At 67.9% G+C, this 20,836-nt stretch carries 19 protein-coding genes; 14 read left to right on the top strand and 5 right to left on the bottom strand.

The window, feature by feature from the left end:
* Positions 1–48: 48 nt before the first annotated feature.
* Positions 49–1,170, bottom strand: coding sequence for a PAAR domain-containing protein (locus AC3IR9_RS05655; protein ID WP_489294610.1), 1,122 nt, complete (start codon positions 1,168–1,170; stop codon positions 49–51).
* Positions 1,171–1,376: 206 nt separating this feature from the next.
* On the opposite strand from AC3IR9_RS05655, the gene mqo reads away from it, so the two are divergent.
* The 11 genes from mqo to AC3IR9_RS05600 all read left to right on the top strand — a co-directional run bounded on the left by mqo (position 1,377) and on the right by AC3IR9_RS05600 (position 14,102).
* A complete protein-coding gene (gene mqo, locus AC3IR9_RS05650) occupies positions 1,377–3,068 on the top strand; it encodes a malate dehydrogenase (quinone) (RefSeq protein ID WP_489294608.1) in 1,692 nt (563 codons plus the stop codon).
* 455 nt (positions 3,069–3,523) lie between these two features.
* Complete coding sequence (locus AC3IR9_RS05645) at positions 3,524–5,680, top strand: TonB-dependent siderophore receptor (RefSeq protein ID WP_489294606.1); 2,157 nt, start codon at positions 3,524–3,526, stop codon at positions 5,678–5,680.
* Positions 5,681–5,828: 148 nt separating this feature from the next.
* Positions 5,829–7,472: a malonate decarboxylase subunit alpha gene (gene mdcA, locus AC3IR9_RS05640; protein WP_489294605.1), complete on the top strand. Its 1,644-nt coding sequence runs from the start codon at positions 5,829–5,831 to the stop codon at positions 7,470–7,472.
* 10 nt (positions 7,473–7,482) lie between these two features.
* On the top strand, positions 7,483–7,803 hold the full coding sequence (gene mdcC, locus AC3IR9_RS05635) for a malonate decarboxylase acyl carrier protein (protein ID WP_489294604.1): 321 nt from the start codon (positions 7,483–7,485) through the stop codon (positions 7,801–7,803).
* Positions 7,800–8,708 carry a biotin-independent malonate decarboxylase subunit beta gene (locus tag AC3IR9_RS05630; protein ID WP_489294602.1) on the top strand — a complete coding sequence of 303 codons (909 nt, stop codon included), beginning with the start codon at positions 7,800–7,802 and terminating at the stop codon, positions 8,706–8,708. The genes mdcC and AC3IR9_RS05630 overlap by 4 nt, the downstream gene beginning before the upstream one ends.
* Positions 8,705–9,415: a biotin-independent malonate decarboxylase subunit gamma gene (mdcE, locus tag AC3IR9_RS05625; protein ID WP_489294601.1), complete on the top strand. Its 711-nt coding sequence runs from the start codon at positions 8,705–8,707 to the stop codon at positions 9,413–9,415. Before AC3IR9_RS05630 ends, mdcE begins: the two co-directional genes overlap by 4 nt.
* Complete coding sequence (gene mdcG / locus AC3IR9_RS05620) at positions 9,408–10,058, top strand: malonate decarboxylase holo-[acyl-carrier-protein] synthase (protein ID WP_489294600.1); 651 nt, start codon at positions 9,408–9,410, stop codon at positions 10,056–10,058. The genes mdcE and mdcG overlap by 8 nt, the downstream gene beginning before the upstream one ends.
* Positions 10,055–10,912, top strand: coding sequence for a triphosphoribosyl-dephospho-CoA synthase MdcB (mdcB, locus tag AC3IR9_RS05615; RefSeq protein ID WP_489294598.1), 858 nt, complete (start codon positions 10,055–10,057; stop codon positions 10,910–10,912). Before mdcG ends, mdcB begins: the two co-directional genes overlap by 4 nt.
* Positions 10,909–11,829: a malonate decarboxylase subunit epsilon gene (mdcH, locus tag AC3IR9_RS05610; RefSeq protein ID WP_489294597.1), complete on the top strand. Its 921-nt coding sequence runs from the start codon at positions 10,909–10,911 to the stop codon at positions 11,827–11,829. Before mdcB ends, mdcH begins: the two co-directional genes overlap by 4 nt.
* 89 nt (positions 11,830–11,918) lie before the next feature.
* Positions 11,919–13,286, top strand: a complete 1,368-nt coding sequence (locus AC3IR9_RS05605) for an SLC13 family permease (RefSeq protein WP_489294595.1) — start codon at positions 11,919–11,921, stop codon at positions 13,284–13,286.
* 96 nt (positions 13,287–13,382) lie between these two features.
* Positions 13,383–14,102 (top strand): GntR family transcriptional regulator, encoded by a 720-nt coding sequence (locus AC3IR9_RS05600; protein ID WP_489294594.1) that lies wholly within the window; start codon positions 13,383–13,385, stop codon positions 14,100–14,102.
* A gap of 16 nt (positions 14,103–14,118) precedes the next feature.
* Here AC3IR9_RS05600 and AC3IR9_RS05595 read toward each other — a convergent pair whose 3' ends face one another.
* A complete protein-coding gene (locus AC3IR9_RS05595) occupies positions 14,119–15,396 on the bottom strand; it encodes an MFS transporter (protein WP_489294592.1) in 1,278 nt (425 codons plus the stop codon).
* 276 nt (positions 15,397–15,672) lie between these two features.
* Between AC3IR9_RS05595 and AC3IR9_RS05590 the strand changes: the two genes are divergently transcribed.
* Both AC3IR9_RS05590 and AC3IR9_RS05585 read left to right on the top strand, forming a co-directional pair.
* Complete coding sequence (locus tag AC3IR9_RS05590; protein WP_489294590.1) at positions 15,673–15,987, top strand: metalloregulator ArsR/SmtB family transcription factor; 315 nt, start codon at positions 15,673–15,675, stop codon at positions 15,985–15,987.
* Positions 15,988–16,017: 30 nt separating this feature from the next.
* The gene (locus AC3IR9_RS05585; RefSeq protein ID WP_489294589.1) at positions 16,018–17,451 is read left to right on the top strand and encodes a DUF2867 domain-containing protein; all 1,434 of its coding nucleotides are present in this window, start codon (positions 16,018–16,020) and stop codon (positions 17,449–17,451) included.
* Here the strand turns inward: AC3IR9_RS05585 and AC3IR9_RS05580 are convergent.
* The 3 genes from AC3IR9_RS05580 to AC3IR9_RS05570 form a co-directional block, all read right to left on the bottom strand.
* Positions 17,448–18,290, bottom strand: a complete 843-nt coding sequence (locus AC3IR9_RS05580; protein WP_489294588.1) for an alpha/beta hydrolase — start codon at positions 18,288–18,290, stop codon at positions 17,448–17,450. The genes AC3IR9_RS05585 and AC3IR9_RS05580 overlap by 4 nt on opposite strands.
* Complete coding sequence (locus AC3IR9_RS05575; RefSeq protein ID WP_489294586.1) at positions 18,291–19,436, bottom strand: metallophosphoesterase; 1,146 nt, start codon at positions 19,434–19,436, stop codon at positions 18,291–18,293.
* Positions 19,437–19,555: 119 nt separating this feature from the next.
* On the bottom strand, positions 19,556–20,062 hold the full coding sequence (locus tag AC3IR9_RS05570) for a GNAT family N-acetyltransferase (protein WP_489294585.1): 507 nt from the start codon (positions 20,060–20,062) through the stop codon (positions 19,556–19,558).
* Positions 20,063–20,233: 171 nt separating this feature from the next.
* Between AC3IR9_RS05570 and AC3IR9_RS05565 the strand changes: the two genes are divergently transcribed.
* Positions 20,234–20,803 (top strand): TetR/AcrR family transcriptional regulator, encoded by a 570-nt coding sequence (locus tag AC3IR9_RS05565; RefSeq protein ID WP_489294584.1) that lies wholly within the window; start codon positions 20,234–20,236, stop codon positions 20,801–20,803.
* The last annotated feature ends 33 nt before the right edge of the window (positions 20,804–20,836 follow it).

The following is a 20,836-nucleotide window of genomic DNA, read 5'->3' as shown; positions in this document are numbered from 1 at the left end:
GATTCTGGGCAAACGTGGGTGACGCGGCAAACAGGCTAATCAACACACTCAGGAAACGGTACATGTTATCTCCCGGCCAAGGTCGCGACTGAGCAGTTCCTGCACCTCGCGAGCGATGTTCCAGGCATGCCTGGGATGGGTGCCGGTGCCATGGTAGGTGGACATGATGGTGGCCAGCGGATCGGTGCTGTCGCGGAACGCCAGCGCCTCCACCGTGGCCGGATCGAAACTGCCATCCGGGCGGACATAGCGGACGGTGTCCGGCGCGTCGTCCTCGTTCTCGGAGTACTCATCGGGCAAGCCCAGGCAGTGGGCGAACTCGTGCGCGTAGGTCCATCCATCGGTGGTGGTGGCCACGTAGACCGTGGGCGGATCGACCATCTCGCGATCGTAGTCCTTGTGCAGCAGCAGCGTGTAATCCTGCCCGGCATCGACCCAGTGGATCTCGTAGCGGATCGGGAAGGAACGCGTGCCGCACTGCGGGTCGTTCACCGCCAGGGTGAACTTGCCGTTCCAGTGGCCGGCCACGCCTTCCATCATGCGCAGCTTGGCGCCGGTGACATCGCCGGGGGTCACCCCGGCCAGCGCGGTGACCCGGGCCTTGATCGACACCACCACGTCGCCACCGGACTGAGCCGGCACGGCGATGTGATACGACACCGGGAACGGACCTTCGTACTTGCTGCCGTGCGGGTCGAGGGTTTCAAAGTAGCGGCCATCGGCATCCACCGCGATCTGCGCCTGGTGGTCGCGTACCCAGCACTGCGGCGGCGCGGGGGCGTCGGCGGGCGGCGAGACGGGACTTTCCGGCTTTTTCAGCAGCGCCCCGGCGAGGGACACGGCCGCGGCGATCACCGCAGCGGCGTTGCCTGCTCCGCCGCCGCTTTTTGATCCGCCGCCACCGCCGGCTTCCACGCTGACCGTGGCCTGCTGGCCAGCCAGCAGCGTGCAGCCGCAGCTGGCCTTGTCACCGTGGCGGGCGACCGGGTTGCCGTCGATGATGAGCGTGCTGTCGCCGCTGGCGATCACCCCGGGGCCGTGCACCTTGCACACCACGGGGTCGTTGATACGGGCGACGGCGCGTCCGTCGATATCGGTGAAGGGCGAGCCGGCGACGACCGTGCCCCCCAGATGAAGGTGGTCACCGACCACGACCAGCATCCTTGCCATTACTTACCTTTGCGTTCGAGAGCGGCTTTGCGCATTCAGTTTATCGGGTGCAGGCCGATACCGACACCCCGTCGGATGCTGCGTTGCACCAAATCCGTACCGGAAAGGGCTAGAATTCGTCGCAAGGAGCCGCTACGCGCCCTGTCTTCACAGGCGCTCCCCGTCGCGTCGGCATCCTGTTCACATCTCCCCCCTCCGAGATCCCCATGAAAAAATTCGCCAAGGTCGTCCTCGGCCTGCTCGTGCTGTTGCTGCTGGCAGCGGCGGTGTTCCTGTACTGGCCGCTGCACCAGCGCTCGGTCCCGGCGGCCGGCAACGACAAGCCCGTCGACGTCGTGCTGGTCGGCGGCGGCATCATGAGCATTACCCTCGCCACCTTCCTGCAGGAACTGCAGCCGGACTGGAACATCCAGCTGTACGAACGCCTGGATGGCGTTGCACTGGAAAGCTCGGACGGCTGGAACAACGCCGGCACCGGCCACTCCGCGTTCGCCGAGCTGAACTACACCCCGGAACTGCCCGATGGCAGCATCGAGACCAAGCGCGCGGTCGGCATCGCCGAGCAGTTTGAGATTTCGCGGCAGTTCTGGTCGCACCAGGTGAAGGAAGGCCGGCTCAGCCAGCCGTCGGATTTCATCAATCCCACCCCGCACATGAGCTTTGTCTGGGGCGATGACAACATCGCCTACCTGCACAAGCGCCAGCAGGCGTTGGTGAAGAACCCGCTGTTCTATGGCATGGAGTACTCCGAGGATGCCGCGCAGATCGCACAGTGGGCACCGCTGCTGATGGAGGGTCGCGACCCGAAGCAGAAGGTGGCCGCCACCTGGATGCCGCTGGGTACCGACGTCAATTTCGGCGTCATCACCCGGCAGCTGACCCACGGCCTGCAGCGCAGCCCCAACTTCCAGCTGCACCTGAAGCATGAAGTGGGCGCGCTGCGCCAGAACGAAGACAAGACCTGGAACGTGACCGTCAAGGACCTCCAGTCCGGCAACGAGTCCACGATCAAGTCGCGCTTTGTGTTCATCGGTGCCGGTGGCGCCGCGCTCAAGCTGCTGCAGCTGTCAGGCATTCCGGAATCGAAGAACTATGCCGGCTTCCCGGTCGGAGGCCAGTTCCTGGCGTTCCAGTCGCCGCAGATCGCCGGACGCCATTCGGTGAAGGCTTACGGCATGGCCGAAACCGGCTCGCCGCCGATGTCGGTGCCGCACCTGGATGCGCGCAAGCTGGATGGCAAGCCGGTGGTGTTGTTCGGACCGTTCGCGCTGTACAGCACCAAGTTCCTCAAGCACGGCTCGTGGTTCGACCTGTACTCCTCGGTCAACCACAACAACGTGGTGGGCATGCTGGACGTGGGCGTGGAAAACCTGGACCTGGTGAAGTACCTGATGGGCCAGGCACGCCTGGACGACGCCGACCGCCAGGCCGAGCTGGTCAAGTACTTCCCCAAGGCCAAGCGCGAGGACTGGACGCTGGTCACTGCCGGGCAGCGCGTGCAGATCATCAAGCGCGACCCGGAAAAGGGCCCGATCCTGCAGTTCGGCACGGAGATCGTGACCGATCAGGACCACACCCTCGCCGCGCTGCTGGGCGCTTCGCCGGGGGCATCGACCTCGCCGCCAATCATGTTGGACCTGCTGAAGAAGGCATTCCCGCAGCAGATGGCCGCCGGCTGGGAGGCGCAGCTCAAGCAGATCGTGCCGTCCTACGGACGCAAGCTCAACGACAGCCCGGCGCTGACCAACGAAGTCCGTCGCCAGACCAGCGATACGCTGAAGCTGCCGTACCTGGACGTGCCGGTGGAGACTTCCCCGGCGGTGATGCTGACCCCGCCGCCGGCCCCCGTGCCGGCGCGGAAGACGCGCAACGCCGAAGAGGAACTGCAGGCGCTGTAAGTCCGATGGCCGACGGCCGACGGCCGACGGCGTCAGCCGTAGTGCCCGAAAAATCCGGCCCCTTCGCGGGGGCCGGATTTTTTTTGTTCTTCGCGGTAATCGGGGAAAGGCACAAGCAGCTTTTGTCATCGGCTCCCAGGCTGGGCCGCAGTGGCGTGAAAGGAAACGCGACAAGGCGCACACCGCGACCCCGAAGGGGAGCCTGTCGCTTCCGGCGCATTCAGTAATTGTAAAGCGAGTGAGAACGATTTACATTTACGACCCTGCGCTGCCGGCGCGGGCCCGGACGTGCGCAAGGAGTTGCCGCCGGGCCTGCGGGTGTACCGGCCAGCCGCGATGGCAGCCACCGTTGATGTGGCTCGCCTCCCAAAAGGAACTGACCGCCAGGCGTCCGCGTCCGGCCTGTTGTGCCTGCTCACTTGCCGCCCCCCTCCACACCGATTCGAGACCTGCGCATGTCCTTCCGCGATGCTCCGCCCCGCTCCCTCCGCCGCGCCCCGCTGAGCCTGGCCCTGCTGTCTGCACTGGCGCTGGCCGGCACTGCCGCCGCCGAGGTGGCCAACACGGACGCCAAGACCCTGGACAAGGTCAGCGTGGTCGGCGCGCGCGCCGCGCCGTCCAGCAGCACCCGCCTGCCGATCACCCTGCAGGAAACCCCGCAGTCCACCAGCGTGCTGGGCCTGCAGCGGCTGCAGAACGAATCGCTGTTCAGCATCAACGACGTGATGCGCAACATCACCGGCGTCAACGTCTCCTTCTACGACACCCAGCGCCCGCTGTACTACGCGCGCGGTTTCACCATCACCGATTTCCAGGTGGATGGCCTGCCCACCTACAGCGGCTCGACCAACCAGGAGTACGACACCGCCTTCTATGACCGCGTCGAAGTCATCCGCGGTGCCAATGGCCTGCTCAGCGGCGCCGGCATTCCCTCGGCCACGGTCAACCTGCTGCGCAAGCGCGCAGGGCGTGATTTCGACGCCTCGTTCGCGGTCAGTGCCGGCAGCTGGGATTTCCGCCGCATGGAGATGGACGTCAATGCCCCGCTGACCCGCGATGGCCGCTTCCGCAGCCGCGTGGTCGCCGCCTACCAGGACCGCGATTACTACTACGACCGCTATACCGAAGACAAAATGTCGGGCATGGCGGTGCTGGAAGGCGACCTCACCGATTCCACCACGGTCACCGTGGGCTACCAGCGCCAGGACAACAACCCGGTCGGCTCGACCTGGGGCACGGTGCCCTTCTTCAACAGCGATGGCACCTTCGCGCACCTGCCGCGCTCCACCAACATGGCCCCCAGGTGGAGCTACTGGCAACGTGAGACCAGCACCGCATTCGCCAACCTGGAGCAGCGCTTCGGCGAGGACTGGCTGCTGAAGGTCAATGCCGCGCACACCCGCGGCAACGTGCAGAACATACGCGTTTACGGCAGCGGCAACCCCGATCCGGTGACCGGCGCGGGCGTGTACCTGCTGGCCGGTGCCGGCGATGCCGAAGACACCCGCAACGGCGTGGACGTGTTTCTGTCGGGCACCTTCCCGCTGTTCGGCCAGCAACACGATGTGGTCGTGGGCGGCAGCTGGTCGGACGTGGAAGCCACCACCTGGACGCTGACCCCGGTCAACAGCTGGCGCTATGACATTCCCGACATCCATGCCTGGGATGGCGACATTCCGGAGCTGACCGCCCCCCGTACCGGTGCGCGCCGCATCGCCCGCACCCGCCAGAGCGGCGTGTACGCCTCCACCCGCCTGCGCCTGGCCGAGCCGCTGTCGTTGATTGCCGGCGCGCGCCTGAGCCGCTGGGAAACCATGACCCGCGCCTACAACACGCAGGGCGCATACACCGCCACCAGCGGTCAGTACAAAGTCACCGACGCGCTCACCCCGTATGTGGGCGTGGTGTATGACATCGTGCCGGACTTCTCGGTGTACGCCAGCTACACCGAGATCTTCAATCCGCAGAACTACAAGGATCGCAACGAGAACCTGCTCGCCCCGGTCGAAGGCTCCAACCTGGAAGCGGGCATCAAGTCGCAGTGGTTCGAGGGCCGCCTGACCGCCAACGCGGCGATCTTCGAAGCCAAGCAGGACAACTACGCGGTGCGCGACATGAGCCTGCCGGACGGTTCGCTCAGCGATGGCAGCTCGGCCTATATCGGCGTCAACGGCACCAAGTCACGCGGCTGGGAGCTGGACATCAATGGCGAGATCCGCCCGGGCTGGACCGTCAACGCCGGCTACACCCACGTCAAGGTCACGCGCGCGGCCACCGACCTGATCTATGCCAACCTGCCCGAAGATTTCCTGCAGCTCAACACCAGCGTGCAGTTGCCCGGTGCGTTGGAGCGTTTGAGCATCGGCGGCGGCTTCTCGTGGCAGAGCAAGGTGCAGGGCTTCAACATTCCCTATCCCCCCGGCGGCAGCGTCACCGTGAATCAGCCCGCCTACCTGCTGGTGAATTTCAACGCCAACTACCGCATCAGCGACAACTGGATGGCCACGCTGAGCGTGCGCAACGCGCTGGACAAGACCTACTGGGCCAACCTGGACTACAACAACTACGGCGAACCGCGCTTCGTGTCGGCCAGCCTGCGCTGGAAGTTCTGACCGGTTCGAGCCGCCTCGACGGGTCGCCCGCCGCGCTTCAACCTGAATGGGCCCGCCTTGCGCGGGCCCTTCTTTTTGCTGCACTGCGAGTTGCGGCCCACGTCATAATTATGGCGTAATTATCGAAACGAGCGTCGGAGGCCAGTCAATGAACCCCAGTTGGGACACCGTGGAGCGCGATCGCCAGGCGCGGCTGGAACGGGCGGGGCCCTGGGCGCATGGGCGTGAGGTTGCCGCCGCCGATGTCACCGCGCTGCTGCACGCGCTGCTGGAACCGGGCGACAAGGTCTGCCTGGAGGGCAACAACCAGAAGCAGGCCGATTTCCTGGCCCAGTGCCTGGCCGAGCTGGACCCTGCCCGCATCCACGACCTGCACATGGTGCAGTCGGTGTTGTCGCTGCCCTCGCACCTGGACGTGTTCGAGCGCGGGATTGCTTCGCGGCTGGATTTCTCCTTCTCCGGCCCGCAGTCGGTGCGGCTGGCCAACCTGGTCGCCGAGGGGCGCATCCAGATCGGGGCGATCCACACCTACCTGGAACTGTTCGGCCGCTACTTCATCGACCTCACCCCGCGCGTGGCGCTGGTGGCCGCGCACGCCGCCGACCGCCACGGCAATCTCTACACCGGCCCCAACACCGAAGACACCCCGGTGATCGTGGAGGCCACCGCATTCGGCGGTGGCATCGTCATCGCCCAGGTCAACGAGATCGTCGACACCCTGCCGCGCGTGGACATCCCCGCCGACTGGGTCAACTTCGTGGTGAAGGCACCACAACCCAACCACATCGAGCCGCTGTTCACCCGCGACCCGGCGCAGATCTCCGAAATTCAGGTACTGATGGCGATGATGGCCATCAAGGGCATCTACGCCGAGTACGGCGTCAACCGGCTCAACCATGGCATCGGCTTTGACACCGCCGCCATCGAACTGCTGCTGCCCACCTACGCCGAATCGCTCGGGCTGAAGGGCAGGATCTGCCAGCACTGGGCACTCAACCCGCACCCGGCGCTGATCCCGGCGATCGAGTCGGGCTTCGTCAAATCGGTGCACTCCTTCGGCTCGGAACTGGGCATGGAGAAGTACATCGCCGCGCGCGGGGATGTGTTCTTCACCGGTGCCGACGGCTCGATGCGCTCCAATCGCGCGTTCTCGCAGACCGCCGGCCTGTACGCCTGCGACATGTTCATCGGCTCCACGCTGCAGATCGACCTGCAGGGCAACAGTTCCACCGCCACCCGCGACCGCATCACCGGCTTCGGTGGCGCGCCCAACATGGGCTCGGATGCACGCGGACGCCGGCATGCCAGCGCGGCCTGGATCAAGGCCGGGCAGCAGGCCGCGCGGCCCGGCGACATGCCGCGCGGGCGCAAGCTGGTGGTGCAGATGGTGGAGACGTTCCGCGAGCACATGGCGCCGGCCTTCGTCGACCGCCTCGACGCCTGGGACCTGGCCGAGCGCGCCAACATGCCGCTGCCGCCGGTGATGATCTACGGCGACGATGTCAGCCATGTGCTGACCGAAGAAGGCATCGCCAACCTGCTGTTGTGCCGCACCGCCGAAGAACGCGAACAGGCGATCCGCGGCGTGGCCGGCTACACCGCCGTCGGGCTGGGACGCGACCGGGCGATGGTGGAAAACCTGCGCGACCGCGGCGTGATCCAGCGCCCGGACGACCTCGGCATCAACGTGCGCGACGCCAGCCGTGACCTGCTCGCCGCCCGTTCGGTGAAAGACCTGGTGCGCTGGTCCGGCGGTCTGTACGACCCGCCCAAGCGCTTCCGCAACTGGTAAGGGAACGACAATGGAAACCCTCGAGTATCGATTCGACGGCACCACCCCCGTGCGCTTCGGCGGCGCTGCGGTGCTGGTCGGCGTGTTGGCGTCGGGCAACCTGGAAATCCTGCTGGAGCCGGCCGCGCTGGATGGCGCGATGACGGTGCGCATCGTCACCGCCGCCAGTGGCTTTGGCGGCATCTGGCAGGCGGTGATCGGCGATTTTGCCCTGCGCCATCCGCTGCGCGATGTCCGCGTGTCGATCAACGACGCCGGGGCAACGCCTGCCGTGGTCAGCCTGCGCTTGGACCAGGCAGTGGAAACCTTGCATGCCGGAGACAACGCATGAGCATCGCCCCGCGCCACAGTTACTACGAAGCCGATGCGCGCGAACGCATCGCCGCGCTGCTCGATGCAGGCAGCTTCAACGAATGGATGGGCCCGGCCCAGCGCGCGATGAGCCCGCACCTGGCGCAGCTGGATCAACCGTCCGCCTTCGACGACGGCATCGTGGTTGGCCAAGGCCTGCTACGGGGCACGCAGGTGCTGGTGGCCGCGCAACAGGGGGCCTTCATGGGCGGCGGTGTTGGCGAAGTGCACGGTGCCAAGCTCACCGGGCTGCTGCGGCGTGCCGCGCAGACCGCACCGGCAGGCGTGTTGCTGCTGCTCGACACCGGCGGCGTGCGCCTGCACGAAGCCAACGCCGGGCTGATCGCCATCTCCGAAATCATGCGTGCCACGCTGGCCACGCGTGCAGCCGGCGTGCCGGTGCTGGCGCTGATCGGCAGCGGCAACGGCGCGTTCGGCGGCATGGGCATCGTGGCGCGCTGCTGCAGCACGGTGATCATGTCCGAAGAAGGCCGGCTGTCGCTGTCCGGCCCGGAAGTGATCGAAACCGTGCGCGGCGTGGAAGAGTTCGATGCGCGCGACCGTGCGCTGGTCTGGCGGGTGACCGGTGGCAAACACCGCTACCTGATCGACCAGGCGCAGGTACTGGTCCCCGATGCGATCAGTGCGTTTGCGCAGGCCGCCTTCGACGCGCTGCAGCCGGACACCGCCAGCACCGATCCCGACACCGCGCTGGCCGCGCTGCAGGCCCGGCATGCAGCCTTGAAAGCACGCGCCACCGCGTGGGGCGATTGTCGCGATGGCCTGGAAATCTGGGCCCGCCTGGGCATCGCCGATCCACAGCGCCTGCCGCTGCTGGAAACCGATGCCTTCCTTGCCGCCACCGCGCAACGGAGCCTGCCATGACCGTTCCGCTGAACACCCTGCTGGAAGCGCTGTTCCCCCGTGGCCATGCCATCGCGGTACGCGAGGGTGTACTGACCGGCAGCGCCAGCACCGACGACGGCGAGGTAACCGTGATCGGCACCACCGACAAGCTCGAAGTCGGGGTGGACCACGCGCTGGCACTGGCCGAGACCGTGCTGGCCAGCACCGCTGCGCACCCGCATCGGGCGATCGTGATGCTGGTCGATACCGCTGGCCAGCGCCTGTCCCGCCGCGATGAACTGCTGGGCATCAACGGCTACTTCGCGCATCTGGCGCAGAGCCTGGACCTGGCCCGCCGCCGTGGTGCGCGCCTGGTCACGCTGGTGTACGGCGAATCGGTCAGCGGCGGCTTCCTGTCCTTCGGGCTGATGGCCGACCATATCCATGCCCTGCCCGAGGCGCAGGTACGGGTGATGGACCTGCGGGCGATGGCCCGGGTGATCAAGCAGCCGCTGGAGAAACTGCAGGCGCTCAGCGAAACCTCGCCGGTGTTCGCCCCCGGCGTGGAGAACTACGTGGCCATGGGGGCGGTGCAATCGCTGTGGGACGGCGACCTCGCGCAGGCGTTGCTGCTGGCACTGCGCACCCCGGCCGACGGCGATCGCCGCGCGCTGCTCGGCGCAGCGCGTGGCGGCCGTACCCTGGCCGCTTCGGTAGCTGCGGCGGTGGCGGCCGGCAATGGCTGAGCAGCTGGCCCGCCACACGCTGGTCTGGTTGTCGGCACAAGCCGACTGGCGCGCCGACGTGGCCGCACAGGACCCGCGTCTTGCCACATGGTTTGCCCAGGGCTGGCCTGCCGTGGTCGCACGTCGTGCCGCCGACGATCCGGATGTGCGCGTGCGCCTGGGCGTGCCGTTGCCGCCCTGCGAAGGCAAGCAGCGGCTGGGCCTGCGGGTGCCCGTGCAGCACCTGGCCCGGCGCCAGCCGCCCTTGCCGCTGGCGCCGCTGCTGGACACCCCGGCCGCGCGGATTCCGGCGGACTGGCGGACGCCGCTGCAGGCATTGTCGGCGCTCGCACCGGCCCGCGTGTACGGTGCGTTCGCGTGGCAGGCCTTGACCGGCATGGACTATGTGCACGCGCGCTCGGACATCGACCTGCTCTGGTCGGTCCACAGCGCAGCGCAGGCCGACGCGCTGGCCGCCCGGCTGCTGGCATGGGAAGCGCAATTCGACCGCCGCGTGGATGGCGAGCTGTGCCTGGCCAGTGGCAGCGCGGTGAACTGGCGCGAGTACGCCGGCCGCGCGCGACAGGTGCTGGTCAAGCGTATCGACGGTGCGCTGCTGGAAGCGCGCGAAAATTTGTTCGCCCTGCCAGGCGCGGTCGCATGAACGCCGTGTTGCAGCCCTGCCCACCGCATGCCGTGCGCATCGATGGCATGCGCCTGGGTCGGCTGGCCATTGCCAGCCTGCATGCCGAGCTGGCCTGTGCGCCGAAGCCTGGGCTGGTGACCCCGGTTGACAGCGGCAGCCACCACGACATGGATGCGGCACTGTTTCTGCGCAGCCTGTTTGCACTGCGCCACTACTTCCTCGACATGGCCCGGGCCGGCGCCGACGATGCCTCCTTCGTGGTGCTGCGCACGCATGGCATGGCGGCCGAGGCGGCGATGCTGCGCGCCACCGCTGGCGTCAACACCCATCGCGGGGCGATTTTCAGCCTGGGGCTGCTGGTGGCCGCCGCTGCCGCCTGCCAACGCAACCTGGGCCACCCGGGCCGCGCCGAACAGGTCTGCCTGGCGGTACAGCGCTGGGCCCCGGCCCTGCAGCAGGCGCCGTTGGATTCCAACAGCCCGGGCCAGCGCGCCCGGGCGCGCTACGGGGTGGCCGGTGTGCGTGAGCAGGCGATGGCCGGCTACCCGCTGCTGCGTGAGGTGGCACTGCCCGCGCTGCGCCAGGCGATGCGCGCCGGCCTGCCGCGCGAGGCCGCGCTGTGCCATACGCTGATGCAGCTGGTCGCGCAGGTGGACGACCTCAACCTGCTGCATCGCGGCGGCGCCCCCGGCCTGGCCTGGGCCCGTGCGCAGGCGACCGCGTTCATCGCCGAGGGCGGCGTCTTCGCACCGCACTGGCGCACGCGGCTGCAGGCGCTTGGCGCGGCCTTCGTCGCGCGCCGGCTCAGTCCTGGTGGCAGTGCCGACCTGCTCGCGTGCAGCTGGTTCTTGCTGCAACAGGAGGCGGCATGAGCCTGGCCCTGCTCTGCCCCGGCCAAGGCGCGCAGCACCCGGCGATGTTCGACCGCGTGCGCGACAGCGCCGACGCACGCACGCTGCTGCAGACGGCCAGCGCGGTACTCGGCCGCGACGTGCTGGCCGCAGCCGCCGCCGACGATCGCTTCGACAACGCGCAGGCGCAACCGCTGCTGTGCGCGGCCAGCCTGGCGCACTGGCAGGCCCTGCGCGCGGCGCTGCCCCTGCCCGCAGTGGTTGCCGGCTACAGCATCGGCGAGCTGGCCGCGCATGCCATCGCCGGCAGTCTCGATGCGGGCACCTGCCTGACACTGTCGGCGCAGCGCGCCGCGTTCATGGATGCCGCCAGTCCTGCCAATGCCGGCATGCAGGCCGTGCTCGGGCTGGATCGCACGCAGCTGCAGCCGCTGTGTGCGGCGCACGGCGTGCATGTGGCCATCGCCAATGGCCACGATCACTTCATCGTCGGCGGTGCGCTGACGGCCCTACAGGCGCTGGCCCGCGACGCCCGCGCCCAGCGCGCGGAGACGCGCCTGCTGCCGGTGCATGTTCCGGCGCATACGCCGTTGCTGGCCGCTGCCGTGCCGGCCTTCGCCGCCGCCGTGGACGCCATCGCATGGCAACGCCCATCGTTGACGGTGCTGGCCGGCATCGATGCGCGCCCGGTACGCGATCGCGCGGCCACCGTGCACACGTTGTCGGCACAACTGGCGCAGACCATCGAATGGGCACAGGTGATGCGACAGGCATTCGAGCGCGGTGCGCGGGTGTTCCTGCAGCTGGGCCCGGGCAACGCGCTGGCACGCATGGGGGCCGGTGCCTATCCCTGCTGCGAGGTACGCGCGGTTGAAGAATTCCAGCATCTGGATGGGGCGGCCGCGTGGGTCAACGCCGCCCTGCAGCGGATGCGTTGACGTAACCCAAGCGATACCGCACCACGCCGTAACCCGGGATGGCGGGTTTCCATCCGAGCCGTAAGCGAAGCACGTGTCTGGGAGGGCGCATGAGTCCACAAATTGCAACGATCATCGGTCTGGTGATCATGTTCATCGTCGCCACCGCCATGCCGATCAACATGGGCGCGGTGGCCTTCGCACTGGCGTTCATCATCGGCGCGGTGTACGTCGGCATGGATGGCAAGGAGGTCCTTGCCGGCTTCCCGGGGGATCTGTTCCTGACCCTGGTCGGCATCACCTATCTGTTCGCCATCGCACAGAAGAACGGCACCATCGACCTGCTGGTGCATTGGGCCGTGCGTGCCGTGCGCGGGCGCATCGTGGCCATTCCCTGGGTGATGTTCATCATCACCGCCGTGCTCACCGCGTTCGGCGCATTGGGCCCGGCGGCGGTGGCGATCATCGGCCCGGTGGCCTTGCGGTTCGCCAAGCAGTACAAGATCAACCCGCTGCTGATGGGCCTGCTGGTGATCCACGGTGCGCAGGCCGGTGGTTTTTCGCCGATCAGCGTGTACGGCAGCATCACCAACGGCGTCGTCCAGAAGGCGGGGCTGGAAGTCACCGAGATGGCGGTGTTCCTGACCAGCCTGGGCTTCAACTTCATGATGGCGGTGATCTGCTTCTTCGCCTTCGGTGGCGTGGCCCTGCTGCGTCGCGGCGCGGTAGCGGTGGGCGGTGGCGTGGCCACTGCGGAGATGGCGCTGGCCGGCGGCCAGCAGGCCTCGTCGCGGCAGTTCTCCATTGAGGGCCATGGCGCACTGGTCTCGGCCGGTGGCGGCACGCTGTCCACCGATCCCGACGCACTGGAAGCGGTCGGGTTGACCCGCGAACGGCTGTTCACCCTGGTTGGCCTGCTCGGCCTGGGCGTGGCGGCGCTGATCTACAACCTCAACGTGGGCCTGGTGTCCATCACCGTCGCGGTGGCCCTGGCGCTGCTGGCACCGAAAGGCCAGAAGGGCGCGGTGGACGGGATCAGCTGGTCCACCGTGCTGCTGATCTGCGGCGTGGTGACCTACATCGGTGTCCTGCAGCAGGCCGGCGCGGTCGACTTCATCGGCAATGGCGTCTCGGAAATCGGCATCCCGCTGCTGGGTGCGCTGCTGGTCTGCTACGTGGGTGGCATCGTGTCGGCGTTCGCGTCATCGGCCGCCGTGCTCGGTGCCACCATTCCACTGGCGGTGCCGTTCCTGATGCAGGGTCATCTCAGTGCGGCCGGCGTGATCTGCGCGCTGGCGGTGTCCTCCACGATCGTGGATGTCAGCCCGTTCTCCACCAACGGTGCATTGGTGGTGGCCTCGGCGGCGAAGGAAGAGCGGGAATCGCTGTTCCGCCAGTTCCTGATCTACAGCGGCCTGGTGGTGGCGTTCGGACCACTGCTGGCCTGGCTGGTGTTCGTGGTGCCCGGCTGGATGTAAGGGCCGCGTTGCGGTCGCCCCCTGGCTCAGGGGGCGGTTTCCCCCGCAAGCATCCCGTCAGGACCTGTCACCCAACAGAACGACTACAATCGCTGCATGGCCATTGCTCCCGCCGCCCGATCACCGAAGAAGCGCGCGCCGCTGTACGAAGAAGTGGCCGACCACGTGCGCGAGCGGATCTACGATTACCGGCTGCCACCGGGTGAATGGATCGATGAGCCGGCCCTGTGCGAGGAACTGGGTATCAGCCGCACGCCGCTGCGTGAAGCGCTGAAGCTGCTTGCCGCCGAAGGCCTGGTCCAGATCGATGCCGGTCGCGGCTGCCGGGTGACCCGGTTGACGCTGGAAGACCTGAACCAGCTGTTCCCGGTGATGGCGATGCTGGAAGGCCGCTGTGCGCACGAAGCGGTGACGCACATCGACGATGCCGGCGTGCAACAGCTGGAAGCCCTGCATGCAGCCATGGAAGCGGCCGCCGCCGACGGCAACATCGCCGAGTACTACCGCAACAACTATCTCATCCACGAAACCGTGCAGCATTACGCCGGCAACCCCTGGTTGATCCGCATCACCCACGACCTGCACCGCATTCTGAAGATGCATCGCGGCCGCCAGTTGTTGACCCCCGGGCGCACCGCGCAGTCGCTGGCCGAGCACCGGCAACTGATGGACTGCTTCCGCCGTCGCGATGCGCTGGGTGCCGAGCGCACCATGGAAGGGCATCTGCTCAGCCAGGGCCAGGCGCTGGCCGCCTACGTCGCCGCCGGCGGCCTGCTGAACGTGCCCGCGCCGCTGCCCACCGAAGGCGGGCGCTGAAGCAAGGGATCGCCGCCTACCCGGTGCCGTCTTCGATGGGGCGTGTCTCGCGCAGGGTCCACATGACCGGCAGCACCAACACCGCCACGACCGCGATCATCGCGCCGGGCACCGCCGACCAGCCGGTGTGGCGCACCAGCAGTTCGGCCAACAGGGGCGTGGCCCCGCCGAAGAACGCGGTCGCCATGGTCACGCCCAGTGCCAGCCCGCTGAGACGCCCTTCGCCGGGAAACTGCTCGGCGGTGGCCGGCGCGGCCACTGCACTGACCCCACCGGCCAGGCAGGCCAGCACCACCGCCGCCGCGCCGATCTGCAGCGTGCTGCCACCGGCCATCAGCGCGAACATGCTCAGCGGCAGCAACGCGCACAGCAGCGCCAGCACGATCAGCACCGGGCGCCGCCCGACCCGGTCGGACAACGCACCGGCCAGCGGGGTCACCGCGATCACCGCCACCGCGGCCAACGTGGACAACCACAACGCTTCGGACTCCCCCACTTCGCCGGCCGAGCCCAGGAACGCCGGTACATAGGTGATGCCGACGTAGTAGGTGATCGAGCCCAGCGCGGAGATCGCGAACGTGCGCGCCACCGCGCCACGGTGATACCGCCAGGTGTCGCGGATGGGCGCCACCGGCACCGTGCCGGCGGCCTTCTGCCGCTCGAACTCCGGCGATTCATGCATGGTCGAACGCGCCAGCAGGATCGCCGCTGCCAGCGCCGCACCGACGAAGAACGGAATCCGCCAGCCCCATCCATCCAGCTGCGCGGTGCTCAACAAGGCCACCGTCAGCGCCGAGAGCGCCACCGCCAACAAGGCGCCCACTTCGCTCGCCGCCGATGCCAGCGAGGTGACCAGCCCGCGCCGGCGCGTGGGCGCGGTTTCCAGCAGGTAGGCCACCACGCCGGTGTACTCGCCCCCCACCGAGAACGCCATCACGCAGCGCAGCAACAGCAACAGCACGCCGGCCGTGGCACCGATGCTGTCGAAGGTGGGCAACAGCGCGGTGGCCAGCATCGCCAGAGTCATCAGCAGCATCGAGGCCAGCAGCATGTAGCGCCGGCCGAAGCGATCGCCCAGATGGCCAAAGCACAACGCACCCAACGGACGCATCAGGTAGGACACCGCAAATCCAGCCAGGGTCGCCAGCAGCGCATTCTCGCCACCGCCGAAGAACACCCGCGACAACACCGTGGCCAGGTACAGGTACAGGGTGAAGTCGTACCACTCCACCACCGTGGACAGCCCGGCGACGATCATCGACCGGGTGCGCGGTGGCACCGCCTGCACCGTCATCGTTGACGCTCTCGCTGCACGTGGCATCGGCCCAGCACGGCGAAGGGGGTGGGGTCTGGCATCTGTGTGTATCCGCTGCTTGCGCTCATCCAGTGGGCGAGCGTACGTCAGCGGATCTGCACGCGGCGTCACGACCGGCCGCCGTGCAGGACGTGCGCCGCAGCGAGTGGCTGCACCGGCGCCCGGTGATCGGGCGCGATGCCGCTGCACCCTCGGCGCTTGACAAGCAGCCCGGACGGGAACACCATCAGTTAACGAATTAGTTAACTAACCACCATGGACCGCATCTTCGAAGCCCTCGCCTCCACCGCACGCCGCCAGATCCTGGCCTACCTCAATGGTGGCCAGTTGAGCGCGGGCGAGCTGGGCGAGCGTTTCGACTTCAGCAAGCCGGCGCTGTCCAGCCACCTGCGCATCCTGGAGGATGCCGGGCTGATCGAGCGCGAGAAACGCGGCCAGTTCGTGTACTTCCGCCAGGTGCCGGACAAACTGACCAACACGCTGTTTGCCTGGGCGGCGGAAGTCTGCCCGGTGGGTGGCCCGCTGCAACGCGAAAGCCGCGCCCGTGCGCGGCGCAAGCCTGCTACCTGATTCGTTCTGCCGTACGTCAAGGAGACCGGCATGATCGGCATTACCCGCGCGAGTGGTTCGTTTCCCAGCGTCAGCCTGCCCTCCCATAGCGGTGGCAGTCCGGTCGAAGTGGCGCTGATTGCCCAGCTCGGGGTCGGCGCCGGTGACCGGCTGGTACATGACGCCGGGATCCGCCAGGCCGCACACCCGCACTTCATCGATGCGCTGGACGAGCCCTCGGCCCGCCTGGGCGGCATGCACCTGGCGCAGGGGGATGCGTCTTCGCTGTACTCGTTTTCGGTCGGCCGGCGCGGCCACCGCTTCCACCGCCATGCCGGGCCGCGCATGTTCACTGCGATCTCCGGCAGCGGCGGTGCACAGCTGCGTTTCTGCACGGCCTCTGATGCCCAGCTGCAGCAGGATCCTGCCGCGTTCCTGCACGCCCTGCACTGCGTGGACATCCCGCCGGACTGCCTGTTCACGGTGCGCTTCGGCAACGGTACCTGGCATCAGTTCGTTCCCCGGCATCACCGCCACCCGGCGCTGTTCGCGTTGTCCTGCCATCCCAACGAGCACGGCGGTGCATTGAGCCAGGCACAGCGCGCGCGCGTGGAGGCCGGCACCGCCGATATCCCCAGCCTCACCGACAGCCTGCCGCCGGCGCTGCAGTTGCTGCTGGACCAGGCCGACCTGGCCCAGCTGCCGGTGGTCGCCCTGTCGTTGCACGTGCCCTCGCCATCGATACTGGCACGGGTGTGCACACGCAGCCGCGAGTGGATGGGGCGGTTACGTACGGGGCTGGCGCGGTTGCGCCCCGCGCAGGGATACGTCGGGCATCGCCCGGCGGTCTACCCGGTGCATGCCGAACCGGCCGTGCCGCTCGACTCCCTGTTGCAGCAGGCGCTTGCCGACGGCTTCGAGCACCAGGACTACGCGACGCTCACCTTGCCTGCGCAACGCATCGTCGGCCGTTCCGCGCGCGCCCTGCTGGAAGCGGTGCTGGACGGGTTCGTGCTGAATCCACCGCGCAGCGTGGGCCGGCTGATGGCCCTGCGCAACGTCCTGGTGGCCCCTTTGCGGCTGCGTACCTCGACTTTGGGCTGCCCGGTATCCTCGCTGCTGTCGCAGGATCGGCGCGAAGTGTTCGCGCAGCGCTTCCCGGTCCATGCCCAGGCGGTGGATGCCGCCGATCGCAGTGCCGAAGTGCTGCTCGGCGCGGACGATCGCCACCTGCAGTTCCGTTCCTGCGTGCGGGTACAGATGCGCGAGGACGGGACGGCCACGATTGCACTGGGTACGCGGGTGCGTACCCACAATCGCTTCGGGCGGTGCTACCTGGCCGCCATCCGCGGCGTGCACCACCGCCACGTCACTCCCACCCTGCTGCGCATGGCGGTGGCCCATGCACTGGCACCGAAGCTGGAGCTGGAGCTGGAGCTGGAGCTGGCAACGCCTGCAATGCAGAAGGATGCGGCGCTGGCCTAGCGCCTGCCACTCCCTGGAAAGAACTGCAACAGCGCGCGGGTCAGCATGCCGGGAAACACCGTCAGGTGGTCCTCGCCATCGATCACCTGGTTGTCCAGCTGCAGGCCTTCGTAACCGCGCTGGCGCAGCCGCTCGACAAACTGCCGGGTATCGCGCAGCAGGTCGTTGCGCGGTGCGTCCACGGCACCGGGAGCGATGGTTTCCTTGCCACCCACGGCAAACAGCACCTGCGCGTGCAGTGCACGGTGCTGCTGCGCGAAGGTCTGCTCGAGCTGGTCGATGATGTGGTGATCGAACCACAGCGAAGGGCTGGACAGCAGGTAGGTCTGGAACATTGCCGGACGGGTCAGCAGCATGTAAGTGCCCAACAGCCCTCCGTAGGAATGCCCGGCAAAGGCACGCCGCGCCGGATCGGTGCGATAGCGCGCGTCCACGGCGGGTAGCACCCCATCCGCGAGGAAGTCGCGGTAATGTGCCGCGCCCCCGTAGCTGACCTCATTGCTGTAGGCGTCGCCAGGCGCGCGCACGGGCGTGCTCGGGGTGTAATCGCGTGACCGGCTCTGCCGCGAACTCAGGCCCTGCTGCGGCGGCAGCCCGACCAGGATGACATCCTCCAGGTTGGCGCCGCCCAGCCCGACCAGGTCGCGCACGCTGCGTGCCAGCGGGAAGGTATACAGCGCATCGGTGAGGTACAGCACCGGATACCGGCGATGCGGCTGGTCGGCATACCCGGCCGGCAGCGCGACCCATACCGGGTAATCGCGCCCGAGCGGATCCTGCACGCTCCACGCGTCGGTATCGGCCAGCACCACGCTGGCGACCGCTGCCACCGGCACCATTCAGGGTGCCTCCCGGCGCAGGGTGATCAGGGTGATCTCCGACGGCACGCCGATGCGTGCGGCAAAGCCCGGCCACAGGCCGGCACCATTGCTCACGTACAACGCCATGCCATCGACGTCGTAGCGGCCGGAGACATACCCGCCGTTGGCGTACTTCACCAACTGGTCCATGCCCACGATGTGGCCACCGTGGGTGTGCCCGGACAATTGCAGCGCGACGCCGTGCGCGGCATTGGAACGCGCCGCACCCGGCCGGTGATCGAGCAGGATCACCGGCGCCTGCGGATCGGCACCGGCCAAGGCCGCCGTCAGGTCCGGCAGCGGCAGCCCGTAGCGGGCCGCGACCGGGTCGGTGACACCGGCGATGGTCAGCACGGCACCGTTGCGGGTGAGCTGGACATGGCGGTTTTCCAGCACCTGCATGCCCTGCTCACGGAAGGCCTGCATCCACGCGGCGTACTGCGCGTAGTACTCATGGTTGCCGGTGATCGCAATCACCCCGTCAGGCGCGTGCAGTTGGGCCAACGGCGCCACCTCGGCCACGCGCGCCGCAACGGTGCCGTCGACCAGGTCGCCGGTGATCACCACCAGGTCTGGATGCAGCGCATTGCCGTTGGCCACCACCTTGGCCACCCAGCGCCCGGTCAACAGCCGGCTGGCGTGGAGGTCGGTCAACTGCAGCACGCGATAGCCATCGAACTGCGCCGGCAGGTCCTTGATCGCCACCTCGATCTGCCGGGTCTGTGGCACCGCCATCCCTTGCCAGATGCCATACGCGGACAGCAGCAACGCCACGCCCATCGCGGCAGGACGCAACCACGCAGCGCGAAGTGCCGCCGTCGCACGTGGACACCGCAGCACCCGTGCACCGAGCAGCAACACGTCCAGCAGCAACACGTCCAGCAGCACCAGCATCAAGCCGCACAGCAGCACGGCGGTAAAGCCGGTCGCAAGGATCACCAGCGCGACGGTGGGAATCTCCGGCGACGCCATGGTGCCGGCGAAACGGGCCACGATCCGGTGGTGCAGCGCCAGCGCCATCACCAGCAGGCCCAGTGGACCGCGCAGGGACAGCGACACCTGCAACGGCCAGATCAAACGCCACACGACATACAGCGCAAGCAACACACCCACAACACTCAGCACAGGCAGATCCAGTTTCAAAGGGGAAGCCGGCAAGGCGGCCTTGCGTCCGCCATGCAGCCTTGCATCTTTGCCCAATCCTGTTGCGCATGCCACCGTGCCGATGGAATGCTGCTGGCGACTCAACGCCGGTAGCGGTACACCTGATCATCGGGATCGCTGCGCGCCGCCGCAGGATCCAGCTGACCGCCGAGCCGCTGGGCGACCCGCGCCGAGCGGGCATTGTCGGCAGCCATGTAGCTGACCAGGGTATCCAGGCCAAGCGTGGTCATCGCCCACGCGCGCATCGCCGCGGCCGCTTCGGTCGCCAGGCCCCGTCCCTCGTGGCCGTCGTAGAGCAGCCACCCCAGCTCCTTCTCCGGAAACAGCGGGCCGTCGTTGATCCCCACCTGGCCGATGCACTCGCCGCTGTCGGCCAGCTCGATCATCAACGCCCCGTGGCCGAAGAAATGCCAGCAGGCCTGGTCATGGCAGAACATGCCCCAGGCGGCGCGCAGGTTGAACGGCCCGCCCAGGCCGGCCGCGCGCGGCGATGCCAGGAAGGCCGCGTAGGCGGGGAAATCGGCGATCGTCTGTGCGCGCAGCCACAGGCGCGGGGTGTGCAGCGTGACCGGGGCGGCGGTAGGCATGTGCGCAGTCCAACGGGAACAGGTCCGCATGGTCACGCCTGCACGGCTGCCGGAGCAAGCCGGGCGCGGGCATCTGGCTTGGCTGAACCGCAGCCGTGGCGGTGCGGCCCGGCACTTGCCTCGGCGCTACCATCCGCCTATAAATGAGCAAGCACTCACTTATCTACTTTCATGGCCCGCCCCCTCAGCGAACAGAAGCGCACTGCGATCCTCGATGCCGCCGCCCAACTGGTGGCCGTCCAGGGCGTGGGCACTTCGACCGCACAGATCGCGCGGGCGGCCAAGGTGGCCGAAGGCACGGTGTTCACCTATTTCCAGACCAAGGACGCGCTGCTCAACGCCGTGTTCGTGCGTCTGGAGCAGCGCCTGTCGCGGGCCATCGCCAGCGACTTCCCTGCCGACGCCGATGCCCGCGGCCAGCTGCAGTACGTCTGGAACGCGCTGATCGCCTGGGGCACCACGTATCCGGTGGACCGCTTGGCGCTGCGCCAGCTCAAGGTCTGCGAACGCATCGACGCACAGACCCGCGCCGAGTGCGCGGACCTGTTCGGCAGCATGTTGCGCAGCCTGGAAACCGGCCTGGCCGGGCACATCGACAGCGAGCGCCTGCCGTTCTACCTGGGCCCGGTGCTGATCAACCTGCTGGAAACCACGCTGGAAGCCATTGTCGCCCAGCCAGCGCAGCGCCCGATGCTGCAGCAGGCCGGGTTCGACCTGTTCTGGAAAGGGATCCAACGTTGAGCGTTTTCTTTCCCCCTATAAATGAGTGCCTAC

The organism is Stenotrophomonas sp. GL_101 (genome assembly GCF_057835675.1).
This window is presented reverse-complemented; position numbering and strand designations above follow the sequence as displayed.